This is a genomic window from Wolbachia endosymbiont (group A) of Alloplasta piceator (assembly GCF_964028505.1).
Classification (GTDB): Bacteria; Pseudomonadota; Alphaproteobacteria; order Rickettsiales; family Anaplasmataceae; genus Wolbachia; species Wolbachia pipientis.
Map to the genome: position 1 here is coordinate 649,956 of NZ_OZ034793.1, position 14,506 is coordinate 664,461.

Sequence of the window (14,506 nt, forward strand, 5' to 3'; positions counted from 1 at the left end):
TTGGTATTACTTGAGAAACGTGGCCACTGAATTATTTGCACTAAAAAAAGCTTTACTAAAAAGTGAGATAGATGTTTTGAGGTTTGTCAGACGTGCCAGAAAATTAAGAAAACGTACAAAGTATTACTTGAAGGAGATATCTCGTTTACCTGAAGCAATTGGAGCCTCTCGAGTTGCAAAAAATGTTCTGAGAGGTTGTCCGGAAACAAGTAAAAGGCTATAATATCTGAAATTTTAGTACGGGGTAAAGATGAGAAAAAAGTATCCAACAGATCTAAGCGAAAGGGAATGGGCAAGAATAGAAAAACACTTCAGAGTATCATACAAGAAAGGAGGAAGGCCGCCAAAGTATAGCAAAAGAGAAATATTAGAAGCAATTTTCTATGTATTGCGTACAGGGTGTCAATGGCGGTATTTACCAAATGATTTTCCGCTATGGAAGACTGTGTATGAGCAGTTCAGGCAATGGAAGAAGCAGGGAATTTTTGAGAAAATGAATTATGAAATTACAAAATATAGTAGAAGAAAAATAGGAAGGAATGAGCAGCCGAGTGCCTGTATAGTAGATAGTCAATCTGTAAAGACTACAGAAAAGGGGGGATCAAAGGCTATGATGGAAGTAAAAAAAGTAAAGGGTAGAAAAAGGCATATAATTACAGACACTCAGGGTTTTATACTAGGTTGTTACGTAGGCGCTGCTAACGAAAATGATAGAGATGGTATTAAAATAGCATTAAACAATATGAGAACAAAATATACTAAAGTTAAAAAAATGTGGGCTGACATGGGATACCAAGGAAGAAATTCAAAGAATCACATAAAGGAAGAATATGACATAGATATTGAAATTGTTACAAGGCCTCCATGTAGATTTTGGGTGCACAAAGATACGCCACCTGAGCTACTACCAACAAGAGAACAAGGGTTTAAAGTACAGCCAAGAAGATGGGTTTTAGAAAGGACTTTTGCTTGGGTTAATAGGAATAGAAGGCTATCGAAGGAGTATGATTTACTCACAACATCCACTGAGAATTTCATATACCTAGCTATGAGTAGGGTTATGTTAAAGAGGGAATATGCTTGAATTTACTTGTTTCCGGACAACCTCTTATACCAATTCTTATTGTTGTCCAGTCAAATAGGAAACATTGCAGAGTTGTTTAATTGTGGAGCTGGCAAGAGAAGTAATAAATTTGCACAAAGCACCCTCAAGTAGAGCAATTGTATCGTATATTTTATTGCGCAAAATGTTCTGTTTTATATATAACCAAAGCCTCTCAACAGGATTTAGCTCAGGTGAGTATGGAGGTAGGTATATAATGTCGATATTTTTAGGTACCTTTAAATTTTTTGACCTATGCCAACTAGCACAGTCCATAACGAGAAAAGCCTCTCGTGTTTCTAGATATTGCGAAATTTGCTCAAGAAATATGTTCATGCAATCAGTGTTGACATTTGGTGCAAATAAGCTAGAACTCTCTCCATTTCTAGGATTAACTGCACTATAGAGATAGAAATTTTGCCTACCTAATTTTGTTTTAACCTGTGCTCTAATCCCCTTTTTAAACCACCCATGTCCAACTTTTGAATGTGTGCCAAACCGTGATTCATCAAAGAAAAATAGCTCTTTTTCTGGATACTTGCTAATAGCTCCATTGAGATTTTTTTTTGAATTCCTCTTGTTTGCTTTTATCTTGTCCATTATGAACTGGTCTTGGTGTAATATATGAGAATTTCATCTTTTGCATATGGCGGTGTACTGTAGATTTGCTGATATTTAATCCGAACTTTTCCTGGATTCTTATTCTCATTTCTTTAATGGTGATATTAGGATTTTCTTCTATCCACTCTTCAATTTGCTGTAGTTGAGCCTGATTTAATTTAGTTTTTCTACGACGTTGTGAAGGAGCAAACAGTTTTTCTTCTCTGCCAATTTTCAAGAGTTTTACCCACGAAGTTAGTGCGCTTCTTGAAATGCAATATATTTTTGCTACAGCCGTTATACTGTACTTTTTTGCTGCAATTACAGCATTTAGTTTTTTTGAAACATATGCATTATTCCTTACTTTCTTCAGCATTTCTTTTGCTGATTCTACTACTTTTTCATCCAATAATTTTGATCTTAATGCCATTTAAACCTCGCTATTTTACTTACTTCAGTATGGCTTTTCTTCCATCATTGTCCATCTGTTTGCCCTGTAATGGGAATTGGTATGAGATCTGAAAGAATGATGTGGAAATTTTTAGATGACCCAGAAAATATTCCGCTGACAAATAACCACGCTGAACGGCAAATTCGGCATTATGTCGTTTATCGCAAAAACTCATATTTTACACAATCAAAGCGGGGAAATACATTCCTTGAGCGGATAATTTCATTATACTTAACTTGGAAACAAAGGGGTCTCAATCCTTTCCAAAATCTCCTATCTATTGTTTCTTAAACCACTCTCCTGAACGGATACCCAAAATCTCCTATCTATTGTTTCTTAAACCACTCTCCTGAACGGATACGCAACCATTACCAATAGGTTTGGCATATATGGCTTAGAGTTTGGGTTGGTTTATCACTTTTAACTTTATCCAATAAATTACATATGTGAAGATAGTAAATTCAGCGTGCTGAGAACATTAGAAAGACGAGATTTTAATTGATTTTCATATTTACTCCAATCTTGTATTGCCTTTCTTGCAACACCTGAATCAACTGCGGCTTTTGCAACAGCAGGAGCTACTATAGAAATTAATCTTGGGTCAAATGGAGTAGGTATTATATATTCACGTCCATAGCCCATTTTACGACCGCCATAGACTGCAGATATCTCACCTGGTACTGGCTCACGGGCAAGCTTTGCTATTGCATCTGCAGCTGCAATTTTCATTTCATCATTTATTGTTGTTGCATGTACATCAAGTGCCCCTCTAAATATATAAGGAAAACCCATTACGTTGTTGACTTGGTTGTTGTAATCTGACCTACCAGTTGCAATTATTGCATCTGGCCTCACAGATTTTGCAAACTCAGGCCTTACTTCTGGATCGGGATTGGCAAGAGCAAAAATAATCGGGTCTTTGCCCATACTCTTTAACATCTCTTCATTTAACACATCTTTTGCAGATAGTCCGATGAATACATCAGCGCCTTTTATTGTATCAAGTAGAGAACGTTCGGAAGTATCAATTGCATACTTTTCCTTCCACTCATTCATATCCTCGTTTCTACCTTTGTATATTACTCCTTGCTTATCACACAGCACTATATTTTTAGCGCCCATGGACTTTAGTATTTCTAAACATGCAATACCGGCTGCTCCAGCACCATTCATAATGATCTTAACGTCCTCTAATTTCTTTTCAACAATATCAAGAGCATTTTCTATGCCAGCTGCAACAACCACCGCAGTTCCATGCTGGTCATCATGGAACACTGGAATATCCATCAGTTCATTCAGGCGTTTCTCTATTATAAAACAATCGGGAGATCTTATATCTTCTAAATTTATCCCCCCCCAACTTGGCCCAAGATACCTTACTGCATTGATGAAATCTTCTATATTTTCTGTACCAACTTCTATATCAACTGCATCAATATCAGCAAAACGCTTAAATAAAACAGCTTTGCCTTCCATGACAGGTTTTGCAGCAAGAGGACCGATATTACCAAGTCCAAGCACTGCAGTGCCATTTGAAATGACAGCAACACAGTTGCTTTTTGCTGTATAATCATAAACAACCTCAGGATTTTTAGCTATTTCAAGGCACGGAGCTGCAACACCAGGGGAATAAGCAAGTGACAAATCATACTGGGTAGATAAAGGTTTTGTTGGCATGATTGAAATTTTACCAGGGTTACCACCTCTGCTGTGATACTTAAGCGCTTCTTGTTTTGTGGTACTATCTAAATCATCGTTCATCATTACATCCTTATATTTTAAGCTTGTATTTTTTAAGTATATGGAGTTTTTATAAATGTTCAATTGTAAACTATTAACTTGTGAACTCTGTTGTACTTCTGTATAAGTTTACCTATTACGTAAGATGATATTACATGCTTAAAAAAAACGTGCCTAATTTGCTTACAATTTCTCGTGCACTTGCAATACCAGCAATAATATTAAGTTTTTATATAGAAAATAAATATGCAGGCCTGATAACAATATCAATCTTTGTGTTTGCGTGCATTACGGATTTTTTTGATGGTTACCTGGCGCGTGCGTGGAAAGTCCAATCAAAGTTTGGCAAGCTATTTGATCCAATTGCTGACAAATTAATAGTGGTTTCAACGATAATTATGCTAGTTTATAAGCATAAGATAAATGATTTTACAATAGTACCATCGATTATCATCATCTGTCGGGAGATATTAGTCTCGGGTTTACGGGAGTTTCTGATAGCTACAAATGTTAGTCTACCTGTAAGCAAAGCTGGAAAAATTAAAACATTTTTGCAGATGGTTGCTGTAGTAGCGCTAATAACGAACGATTATTATATGATTCAATATACAGGTGCGATTTGTTTATGGGTTGCAGCTATTATAACTATGTGGTCAGGCTATAATTATATCCTAGCCGGCATCAAACAGATTGGTTAAATCTCCTAGGAAATAGTTAATAGACAAGAGTAGTTAATATCTTAGTGATATTGACTCAGAAAGCAAAAAGGTGTATAATTGTATTAACTTACAACTAATTAGGTTAATATTATGAAAATACCTAGTGGCAAATTTTCTTCTACTAAAAAGGTTCCAGGAAAGAATAAGAAAAAAAGAGATTTTGAACCATTAGAAGAGTTTTTTTGGGATTTTTGGCCAACAGTTGATAAAGAAGTCAAAAGAGAAAGGCTAGAACAAGAACTATTAGCACTAAAAAAAAGAGAGCTATATAGAAAATGTGCATCATTGGCAACAATGGTCCCATTTACATTGCTGATGGCGATTGAACTGGAAAAAACATATAGCGATCAGGTATTACTTGGCGTGATAAGTGGCGCGCTAAGCCACACTATATTACCTTTTACAGTCTTATCTCTTATTTGTACGCTATATTTAATTTACAATAATAGGAAGATAGCACAAAAAGAACGAGAGTTGGAGATTATTGAAAATGGAGAGGAAGTAAAGGAAAAAGAGCACAATATTTCTGATATAGGTCAGTGTTTGATCTATATTGAGGCTATAACAACTGCACTGGTTATTGTAGGTATGATAATGGGTGAAACATCTTCACTTGAAGCAGCAGAGGATGCAATTTTATTTCTTGCCAATGCAATTGCTTTTCTTGCAACTCTTGTTTCTTATATTGATAAGCATGAAAAAAATAAGAAAAAGGAAACAGAAAAGTCTGATCTTGATGAGAAATCTAGCAAGAAAACTAGCAATATATCTGTAGCCGGATTGGCGCTTGCTGGTTCTTCTGTATTTTTAATAAGAAGGATAATGTTAATAGCATTAGCATCGTCCTTAAATCCTGCTGTTGGACCTACTTTAGGCTTGATAGGTATTGCAATTTTTATGGCTGTACAGGTCTTAACTATACATTCCTACAGTAAGACGCTGAAAGATCCAAAAGTGGAAGGACGAGGTGAATCAAGAAATGCAGGTAGTTCTGACCGTAGTTATAAAGAAGAAGGGCCGGCTATTGCCTAAGAAATTTATTTATTTAAGTAATATTTAGGTCTATACTTTATTTTGATCGAAAAAAATCTTATGTATAAGACTTTAATCACGTGCTTTATTTTCCTAATTTGCTCCTTTACACAATCGTATGCGGATGATCTTGAAAAAACTGAAACTGAACTATATGAAGAAGCAGTTGAACTTTTTGACCAGAAAAAATATAAACAAGCGATTAGGGCATTTCATAAGATAGAGGATTTGTATCCTTTTTCTTATTGGGCAATGAAAGCAAAATTATTATCTGGGGTCTCTCACTATAATATGGGTAACTATAGCAGTGCTGCAAGTGATATGGCTGATTATATATATGTTTATTCAAATGGTGAAGATTTACCATATGTATACTACTTAAGAGTATTATCTTATTACATGCAAATTAATAAAGTGCAACTTGGACAGCAAACTGCATATAAAACTTTAGAGCTGGCTACAGAATACATTAATCTCTTTCCAGGCAGCGAATATGTAGGCGAGATAAAGGAAAAAGCAAAGCTAATCACAGAACATATATCAACAAAAGAGTATTCTATCGGTAAATTTTACTTGAAGCGTGGTGAATATTTAGCAGCAATTAAGCGTTTCCAGAATATAGCAAGCTATAAAGATTCTAAATATTTTTCTAAGTCTATTAACTATTTAATAGCAGCCCATTCAGCTCTTGGCCTTGACTTAGAAGTTGAGCAGTATGAAAGTATGTTATTAGCAGAAAACCTGCAAGATGCCAAGCCAGAGGCTTGAAAATTTGCTTTAGCTTTTTCTATGCTTTGATATATAATTAGGTTTTTAACTATTTGAATATGGCTGGTCATTCACAATTTTCAAATATAAAACATCGGAAAGGCGCTCAGGATGCAAAGCGCTCTCAAAAATTTACGAAGCTGATCAGAGAAATAGCAGTTGCTGCAAAGCAAGGGCTACCCGAACTCAACCCGCGCCTTCGCTCTGCTATATTTGCTGCACGCAAGGAAAATCTACCAAAAGATAAAATAGAAACAGCAATAAAAAATGCAACTGGTAACGTTGCTGGAGAAAATTACGAGGAAATACAATATGAAGGTCATGGGCCTTCTGGCACTGCACTCATTGTCCATGCCTTGACTAATAACCGCAACCGTACTGCTTCTGAGGTACGTTATATATTTTCTCGCAAGGGTGGAAACTTGGGAGAAACAGGAAGTGTTAGTTACCTTTTTGATCATGTAGGTTTAATTGTCTATAAAGCAGAGGGTGTGAATTTTGATGATTTATTCAGTCATGGAATCGAATTAGAAGTATTGAATGTTGAGGAAAATGACAAAGAAGGATTACACGTTATAACTTGTGAAATAAAAGATTTTGGTAAAGTACGCGATGCCTTTTATGCAAAATTCGGAGAACCAGAACTTGCTCGTCTTTCACGGCAGCCAAAAGATCTGATTGAAATTAGCGATAAAGAGTTAATTGATAAATTATCTGCATTGGTTGAAGAACTAGAAGATAACGACGATGTACAGTATGTGGAAGGTAATTTTACTTTTGTTGATGCTGTTTAAATGATGAAGCTGTTTATATTTATACTGTTTTATATTTTACCAATATTTAATATACACGCCCTTAAGACTCCAGATAACAGTAAAGAGACTTTTTTAATATCCAGTACCATAAAATCTTCCTTTTTTGCCACGGGAATTGAGCAAGGGTTGGCGCCAAATACAGTGGTGAAATTGATCAACATATATAAAGATTTCGGTGTTGATTTTAAAAAAGACATTGTGCCGAAGAGTAAATTGGAAGTTCTTTTTGAGAGATTGCCTAATAATCAGAAGACTGAAGAAAAAATTTTATATGCTTCACTGACAATAAACAAGAAAGCTATTAGTTTATATCATTATAAATCGCAAGACGGCAAAGAAAGGTATTTTAATAAAGAAGGAATAAGCTTAAAAAATGGCGAAATTTTTGCAAATCCTTTAAATGGAGATTATCGCATATCCTCAAAATTTGGCAATAGAAAGCATCCTGTTCGCGGTAAAATTGCTTTTCACAAAGGAGTGGATTATGCAGCTAAACTTGGCACTCCCATATACGCTGCTGCAGAGGGTGTGATAGAATATATAGGAAAGAATGGTGGCTATGGAAATTACATCAAAATAAAACACAAAAATGAATATTCAACCTGTTACGCGCATATAAGTAGATTTAGTGGCGATATAAAGTTAGGCTCTAAAGTAAAGCAGGGGCAGATCATCGCTTATGTTGGTAGCACTGGTGTTGCAACAGGACCTCATTTACATTACGAAGTTATATATAACGGCAAACACATCGATCCGCTTACGATAGCGCATAAAACTGAAGTAAAATTGCCTGATCATGAATTAAGAGAGTTTAAACTATTTGTAAATAAGATAAATAAAACGATCAACAGAGAGGGTTCAAGTGAAAAAGAAGTTTAAAGACAATATGGATAAGAATACGATAAACGATAGAAATTTAAGTCAACTCCGGTTTTTTCCTGTACTAATAGCGCTAGGATTAATTTTATCGCTGCTTTTTTTGGCATATGACAGCACAATTGCACTTGGAGTTGCTGCCGTTTCAATTTTGACTTTTCTTCAAGGATTTTTTATTAATGACCCTAATGAAGCAAGAGTGATAGAATTGTTTGGTCATTATATTGGAACTTATTTTAAGTCTGGAATATGTGTAACGCTTCCCTTTTCAAGCAAATATATAGTTTCCCTAAAATTTCAGAATATTAACACAGAAAAAATAAAAGTTAATGATGCAAATGGAAGTCCAATAGAGATTTCTGCAGTAATTGTTTGGAGAGTGAGCAGTCCTGCAAAGGCGTATTATAATGTTAACAACTATCACGAATTTGTTTTTGTACAAAGTGACTCGGTAATTAGAGAATTGGCGAGCAATTATCCGTATGATAGCGAAAGCGATGAGGAATCTTTACGTAAAAATTCTGATAAAATTTCAGATGAATTGCGGTCAATGTTACAACAAAGATTAGATATTGCAGGAATTGAGATTACAGAAGCAAGAATATCGCATTTGGCGTATTCGTCCGAGATTGCACAAGCAATGTTAAGGCGTCAACAAGCACATGCTATCACTTCGGCAAGAAGGCATATAGTGCAAAATGCAATAGGAATTGTCGAGGAAGTAATAGCTCATTTTGAAAAAAACAAAAGCTTACAATTAGATGGCAAGCAAAAGGTTCAATTGATAAATAATTTGTTGGTTGCCCTAATCTCTGAGCAAGATGCACAACCGACGATTAGTTTAGATAATAATTAGCATAGAAGCCGATTGGGTTTCATAAATGCAAGTCACTATTAATTTCTTGATTAATAGACTAAATGATGTTATAAATTACACGCATTAGGGGTGCTCTAGAAAAGCTGAGAGTACATAAAGTACAACCCTTTGAACCTGATATTGTTAAAGCAAGCGTAGGAAAATGTATGTATATAAATATTGAAGAATGCTTCGGCTTCATTGCGTTAATTGCATCTCTAATTGGATTATCACCTCAAGTATATAAAGCATATATCACTAAAGTTACTCGTGATGTATCGATGTTAATGTTAGTAAACTATCTTATTTGTTCATTGTCTTGGATTGGCTATGGTCTTTACCAGAGCTCAATTTTTGTGGTGCTTAGCAATATTGCTGGATTAGTGATTAGCATAATATCAATTATTCAAAAATGTTACTAAGATGCAAAACCTGCACCATGATCATGTGCTGCACTGCAGTACACAACAACAATATCGTTCTATTGTAGTGCTAAATGGAAAAATACCGAGCTCATCGTTTTTTAAACGAGATATACCTATTATTGCTGTAGATGGAGGAGCAAACAAGCTTCTATCAATTGGCGTAAAACCTGATCTTGTAGTAGGAGATTTGGATAGCGTAAATCTGGATTTACGTGCTAATTTGAATACGATATATCTACCTGATCAAGATTATTGCGACTTTTCTAAAGCAATGGCTCACTTAAAAACAGTAAAGTTATTGCCATCAATAGTAACGGGTATTACTGGAGGAGCAATTGATCACATACTACAGAATATTAACATTTTTCTAAGTACGGGCAGTATCTTTTACACACCTTCACCTCCCATGGTAGGTTACACTTTACGAAAAGGTATTACCCATTTTTTTTCTTTGCCAAAAAATACTAAAATATCTTTACTTGGTATACCGAGAGCTCAAATATCAACCAAAGGATTAAAATGGGAACTGCATCTTAGAGGTTGTCCGGAAACAAGTAAAAGGCTATAATATCTGAAATTTTAGTACGGGGTAAAGATGAGAAAAAAGTATCCAACAGATCTAAGCGAAAGGGAATGGGCAAGAATAGAAAAACACTTCAGAGTATCATACAAGAAAGGAGGAAGGCCGCCAAAGTATAGCAAAAGAGAAATATTAGAAGCAATTTTCTATGTATTGCGTACAGGGTGTCAATGGCGGTATTTACCAAATGATTTTCCGCTATGGAAGACTGTGTATGAGCAGTTCAGGCAATGGAAGAAGCAGGGAATTTTTGAGAAAATGAATTATGAAATTACAAAATATAGTAGAAGAAAAATAGGAAGGAATGAGCAGCCGAGTGCCTGTATAGTAGATAGTCAATCTGTAAAGACTACAGAAAAGGGGGGATCAAAGGCTATGATGGAAGTAAAAAAGTAAAGGGTAGAAAAAGGCATATAATTACAGACACTCAGGGTTTTATACTAGGTTGTTACGTAGGCGCTGCTAACGAAAATGATAGAGATGGTATTAAAATAGCATTAAACAATATGAGAACAAAATATACTAAAGTTAAAAAAATGTGGGCTGACATGGGATACCAAGGAAGAAATTCAAAGAATCACATAAAGGAAGAATATGACATAGATATTGAAATTGTTACAAGGCCTCCATGTAGATTTTGGGTGCACAAAGATACGCCACCTGAGCTACTACCAACAAGAGAACAAGGGTTTAAAGTACAGCCAAGAAGATGGGTTGTAGAAAGGACTTTTGCTTGGGTTAATAGGAATAGAAGGCTATCGAAGGAGTATGATTTACTCACAACATCCACTGAGAATTTCATATACCTAGCTATGAGTAGGGTTATGTTAAAGAGGGAATATGCTTGAATTTACTAGTTTCCGGACAACCTCTTATACCAATTCCCATTACAGGGCAAACAGATGGACAATGATGGAAGAAAAGCCATACTGAAGTAAGTAAAATAGCGAGGTTTAAATGGCATTAAGATCAAAATTATTGGATGAAAAAGTAGTAGAATCAGCAAAAGAAATGCTGAAGAAAGTAAGGAATAATGCATATGTTTCAAAAAAACTAAATGCTGTAATTGCAGCAAAAAAGTACAGTATAACGGCTGTAGCAAAAATATATTGCATTTCAAGAAGCGCACTAACTTCGTGGGTAAAACTCTTGAAAATTGGCAGAGAAGAAAAACTGTTTGCTCCTTCACAACGTCGTAGAAAAACTAAATTAAATCAGGCTCAACTACAGCAAATTGAAGAGTGGATAGAAGAAAATCCTAATATCACCATTAAAGAAATGAGAATAAGAATCCAGGAAAAGTTCGGATTAAATATCAGCAAATCTACAGTACACCGCCATATGCAAAAGATGAAATTCTCATATATTACACCAAGACCAGTTCATAATGGACAAGATAAAAGCAAACAAGAGGAATTCAAAAAAAAATCTCAATGGAGCTATTAGCAAGTATCCAGAAAAAGAGCTATTTTTCTTTGATGAATCACGGTTTGGCACACATTCAAAAGTTGGACATGGGTGGTTTAAAAAGGGGATTAGAACACAGGTTAAAACAAAATTAGGTAGGCAAAATTTCTATCTCTATAGTGCAGTTAATCCTAGAAATGGAGAGAGTTCTAGCTTATTTGCACCAAATGTCAACACTGATTGCATGAACATATTTCTTGAGCAAATTTCGCAATATCTAGAAACACGAGAGGCTTTTCTCGTTATGGACTGTGCTAGTTGGCATAGGTCAAAAAATTTAAAGGTACCTAAAAATATCGACATTATATACCTACCTCCATACTCACCTGAGCTAAATCCTGTTGAGAGGCTTTGGTTATATATAAAACAGAACATTTTGCGCAATAAAATATACGATACAATTGCTCTACTTGAGGGTGCTTTGTGCAAATTTATTACTTCTCTTGCCAGCTCCACAATTAAACAACTCTGCAATGTTTCCTATTTGACTGGACAACAATGAGAATTGGTATTAGATGAAGCAAATGGTTTAATTAAAAATCAATCTTTTGAGTTAGATGGGATAAGAAAAGATTGTAATAATGAAGTAAAAAGTTTAAGAAATTCACTTTTAGAACGAGACAGTCAAATAGAAGATTTTTTGAAAGAGAAAGAAAAACAAGTGAATTTTGCGCAACTGTTGATAAGATGCGTAACAGACAATATAGAAGAACCAATAAGAAATAATGATGGAAAAGCAATATTAGATACGATTCAAATATTAAAGTCTGCGTTACAAGGAGAAATTGCACGGCTTTTGCCAGACGAAACGCCTTCTTCTTCGCTGGAAGATCTTGGATATGAATCATTATTTGTCAGTCGCTCATCCACCCCGACCAAGTTGCCAAATTCACTATTGACAGAATCTTATGAACGCAGTCAGTTCAATCAGAGTGAAAGTATTTGCAAAACACAACAATGAGTCTTATTATAAGATAAATCATGCAAGATAATGAACCCAATAATATGCGCACTGGATACACAAGACTTAAATAAGGCTATTTCTCTAGCTAATGCTCTGCGTGGTAAAGTTGGCATGGTAAAGCTGGGATTAGAATTTTTTGCTGCTCAAGGTCTTTCTGGAGTGCAAGAAGTTGCAAAATGCAATGTACCAATTTTTTTAGATCTGAAATTGCATGACATTCCAAACACTGTAGCCAAAACAGTTGAAGTAATAAAAGTTCTGAACGTTGAAATGTTAACTCTGCACATCAGCGGTGGGACAAAAATGCTTGAAGAAGCGCTAAGTGTAGTGCAAGGCACAAAAATAAAGCTGATTGGAGTGACAGTGCTAACTAGTATGAGCAATGAGGATTTAAACGAGCTTGGAGTAGCAAGAGAGGCAAAATCACAGGTAATTTTGCTTGCAAAGCTTGCAAAAAAGATTGGACTCCATGGAATAGTCTGTTCTGCACTAGAAGCTCAAGAAGTGCGCCGAGAGTGCGGTGAAGACTTTAAAATTATTACTCCAGGAATTCGTATAGATCCAGGTCATGACGACCAAAAAAGAACAGCAACGCCAAAAGAAGCAATAAATTCAGGAGCTGATTATATCGTCATTGGCAGACCCATTACAAAAACTACAAGTAGTGCGGAGCTAATATTGAAATCCATGAAAGAATTTTAATATAATAACTTAATTTATAAAAATACTAACATATTAATTAGGAATAAGCATGAGTAATATCAATAGAATAATACGCGAAGTAATCAAGGAATTCCGCTCAAAATTACCAGATAAGGAAATAGAGGAATATTCTGGCAAATTGAATAAGCTACATATCTACCAGTGCAATAAGCATATAATAGAAAATAAGAAGCTATATCATTATACAATAAATGGGAAAACCCATGCTATGGATCAGCATGGGCATAATTTTGTCAAGAGTTTAGAAGTTATCTTGAGGAATAAGCCACAAATTTCCTTAGAAGAGGTAATTGATTTTATGGAAAAATAATTAATTTTGGTCTTGATAGTTGTTATGGAGCATTTGAGATGATATTTGAATCTCGCTCTGGTGTTACAATAGATGATGCAGTTAATTTTGTAAAAGATAGCTTATCTAGTAAATTTTATAGATTCCATGGCAGTGGGATTTTCAAAGTAATATTAGAACTTAATCCAGAGAGCTCTCTTGAAGAGATAGAGAAACAATTTAGCAAAGTAGTAGATCCTTACTTTCTTAATGCTTGGAGTCGAGAAAGTGAAAGGGCTTTTGCTAAGATATGTAGGTTATGTAGAGAAGGACATGTGGAGAATATGCAGAAATTTGATTTTAGCAATTTTAATTTAGATCAAGATAGTGCTGGAGCATTAAGAGCACTGTTACAGTATTGTGTTGACGTTTCTAATCAAAAAGCTTTAGGTGATTCACATGAATTGCATAGAGAAGAGATGGAGGGGATATATAAATTTGATGATAATTACGATTTAAATTTAGATCGTGATCATAATGATAGTATCTGGCATTGAAATTATACTACAATAATAAAATAACTGGATAAAAATTATCACCAAAAAAATTCAAAAAAGTGCTTGACATAAAAGAACGAACATTATATAGTGTCATTATCTTTTATTTTACCTCGCTTAATTCAATTACTGGATTAAGCTTACAGTGCTAAGCGTGGCACAAAGTGCCACGCTATTTTTCGGTTTACATTTTCAACAGATAAAAAATGATGCCATTTCAGTGCCAAGCACATAACTGTACGAACATTCATTTTTAAAGGTAAATTGCACAACAGATGATGTCATTCCAGTGCTTGAAACTGGAATGGCTTTGTTGCATCGCTAGCTATGATGGATTAAAGATAAAAAAGATAGGGAATATCAGTAGCTTATTATTCTGGTATTTATAACAAGAACGGTCAGTGAATACCTAAATTTGAGTAAAAGAAATTTCACTACCACTCACTAATCTGGCTAAAATTCAAGAATTTCAATGCTTTAGCTATTTTCAATAGAATTAAATTTATTAATATAAATAACAAATTACTATTCTTAAATTTGATCAGATTGATTGCAAAAAAACA

General features: G+C 34.8%; 17 protein-coding genes, 2 pseudogenes and 1 riboswitch. Of the genes and pseudogenes, 17 read left to right on the forward strand and 2 right to left on the reverse strand.

Annotated elements, in window-relative coordinates:
• Window positions 1-7 precede the first annotated feature (7 nt).
• Together ABWU31_RS03185 and ABWU31_RS03190 are read left to right on the forward strand one after the other, a co-directional pair.
• A pseudogene (locus tag ABWU31_RS03185) lies at window positions 8-193 on the forward strand (IS66 family transposase); the annotation flags it as partial.
• 57 nt (window positions 194-250) lie between these two features.
• On the forward strand, window positions 251-1,084 hold the full coding sequence (locus ABWU31_RS03190) for an IS5-like element ISWpi1 family transposase (RefSeq protein ID WP_353271363.1): 834 nt from the start codon (window positions 251-253) through the stop codon (window positions 1,082-1,084).
• A gap of 36 nt (window positions 1,085-1,120) precedes the next feature.
• Here the strand turns inward: ABWU31_RS03190 and ABWU31_RS03195 are convergent.
• Window positions 1,121-2,132, reverse strand: a protein-coding gene (locus ABWU31_RS03195) for an IS630 family transposase (RefSeq protein ID WP_353271235.1) whose coding sequence is annotated in 2 segments (ribosomal slippage) — window positions 1,121-1,669 and window positions 1,671-2,132 — 1,011 coding nt in all. Because the reading frame shifts where the segments join, the coding sequence is not laid out codon by codon here.
• A gap of 81 nt (window positions 2,133-2,213) precedes the next feature.
• Between ABWU31_RS03195 and ABWU31_RS03200 the strand changes: the two are divergent.
• A pseudogene (locus ABWU31_RS03200) lies at window positions 2,214-2,444 on the forward strand (IS66 family transposase); the annotation flags it as partial.
• 147 nt (window positions 2,445-2,591) lie between these two features.
• Here ABWU31_RS03200 and ABWU31_RS03205 read toward each other — a convergent pair.
• The gene (locus tag ABWU31_RS03205; protein ID WP_077188090.1) at window positions 2,592-3,914 is read right to left on the reverse strand and encodes a malic enzyme-like NAD(P)-binding protein; all 1,323 of its coding nucleotides are present in this window, start codon (window positions 3,912-3,914) and stop codon (window positions 2,592-2,594) included.
• 134 nt (window positions 3,915-4,048) lie between these two features.
• On the opposite strand from ABWU31_RS03205, the gene pgsA reads away from it, so the two are divergent.
• From pgsA to ABWU31_RS03275, 14 genes are all read left to right on the forward strand, one after another.
• Window positions 4,049-4,591 (forward strand): CDP-diacylglycerol--glycerol-3-phosphate 3-phosphatidyltransferase, encoded by a 543-nt coding sequence (gene pgsA, locus ABWU31_RS03210; RefSeq protein ID WP_353271364.1) that lies wholly within the window; start codon window positions 4,049-4,051, stop codon window positions 4,589-4,591.
• Window positions 4,592-4,702: 111 nt separating this feature from the next.
• Window positions 4,703-5,644, forward strand: coding sequence for a hypothetical protein (locus ABWU31_RS03215; protein WP_265023315.1), 942 nt, complete (start codon window positions 4,703-4,705; stop codon window positions 5,642-5,644).
• Window positions 5,645-5,704: 60 nt separating this feature from the next.
• Window positions 5,705-6,412, forward strand: coding sequence for an outer membrane protein assembly factor BamD (locus tag ABWU31_RS03220; protein ID WP_236514973.1), 708 nt, complete (start codon window positions 5,705-5,707; stop codon window positions 6,410-6,412).
• A 59-nt stretch (window positions 6,413-6,471) separates the two neighbouring features.
• Window positions 6,472-7,206, forward strand: coding sequence for a YebC/PmpR family DNA-binding transcriptional regulator (locus ABWU31_RS03225; protein WP_006280005.1), 735 nt, complete (start codon window positions 6,472-6,474; stop codon window positions 7,204-7,206).
• Window positions 7,207-7,209: 3 nt separating this feature from the next.
• On the forward strand, window positions 7,210-8,106 hold the full coding sequence (locus tag ABWU31_RS03230) for a M23 family metallopeptidase (RefSeq protein ID WP_006280004.1): 897 nt from the start codon (window positions 7,210-7,212) through the stop codon (window positions 8,104-8,106).
• A 7-nt stretch (window positions 8,107-8,113) separates the two neighbouring features.
• Complete coding sequence (locus ABWU31_RS03235; protein ID WP_353271383.1) at window positions 8,114-8,959, forward strand: SPFH domain-containing protein; 846 nt, start codon at window positions 8,114-8,116, stop codon at window positions 8,957-8,959.
• A 76-nt stretch (window positions 8,960-9,035) separates the two neighbouring features.
• Window positions 9,036-9,138, forward strand: a riboswitch (TPP riboswitch).
• The gene (locus ABWU31_RS03240; RefSeq protein WP_353271365.1) at window positions 9,127-9,381 is read left to right on the forward strand and encodes a SemiSWEET family sugar transporter; all 255 of its coding nucleotides are present in this window, start codon (window positions 9,127-9,129) and stop codon (window positions 9,379-9,381) included. It overlaps the preceding riboswitch by 12 nt.
• Before the next feature lies 1 nt (window position 9,382).
• Window positions 9,383-9,952 (forward strand): thiamine diphosphokinase, encoded by a 570-nt coding sequence (locus ABWU31_RS03245; RefSeq protein ID WP_353271366.1) that lies wholly within the window; start codon window positions 9,383-9,385, stop codon window positions 9,950-9,952.
• Window positions 9,953-9,979: 27 nt separating this feature from the next.
• Window positions 9,980-10,812, forward strand: a protein-coding gene (locus tag ABWU31_RS03250; protein ID WP_353271062.1) for an IS5-like element ISWpi1 family transposase whose coding sequence is annotated in 2 segments (ribosomal slippage) — window positions 9,980-10,349 and window positions 10,349-10,812 — 834 coding nt in all. Because the reading frame shifts where the segments join, the coding sequence is not laid out codon by codon here.
• A gap of 109 nt (window positions 10,813-10,921) precedes the next feature.
• A protein-coding gene (locus ABWU31_RS03255) for an IS630 family transposase (RefSeq protein WP_265029767.1) occupies window positions 10,922-11,933 on the forward strand; the annotation gives its coding sequence in 2 pieces (ribosomal slippage) (window positions 10,922-11,383 and window positions 11,385-11,933; 1,011 coding nt in all).
• 3 nt (window positions 11,934-11,936) lie between these two features.
• Window positions 11,937-12,392 (forward strand): hypothetical protein, encoded by a 456-nt coding sequence (locus tag ABWU31_RS03260; protein WP_353271367.1) that lies wholly within the window; start codon window positions 11,937-11,939, stop codon window positions 12,390-12,392.
• A 30-nt stretch (window positions 12,393-12,422) separates the two neighbouring features.
• On the forward strand, window positions 12,423-13,097 hold the full coding sequence (gene pyrF / locus ABWU31_RS03265; RefSeq protein ID WP_006279404.1) for an orotidine-5'-phosphate decarboxylase: 675 nt from the start codon (window positions 12,423-12,425) through the stop codon (window positions 13,095-13,097).
• A 49-nt stretch (window positions 13,098-13,146) separates the two neighbouring features.
• Window positions 13,147-13,428: a hypothetical protein gene (locus ABWU31_RS03270; protein WP_353271368.1), complete on the forward strand. Its 282-nt coding sequence runs from the start codon at window positions 13,147-13,149 to the stop codon at window positions 13,426-13,428.
• 38 nt (window positions 13,429-13,466) lie between these two features.
• Window positions 13,467-13,943, forward strand: a complete 477-nt coding sequence (locus tag ABWU31_RS03275; RefSeq protein ID WP_353271369.1) for a hypothetical protein — start codon at window positions 13,467-13,469, stop codon at window positions 13,941-13,943.
• Window positions 13,944-14,506 lie beyond the last annotated feature (563 nt).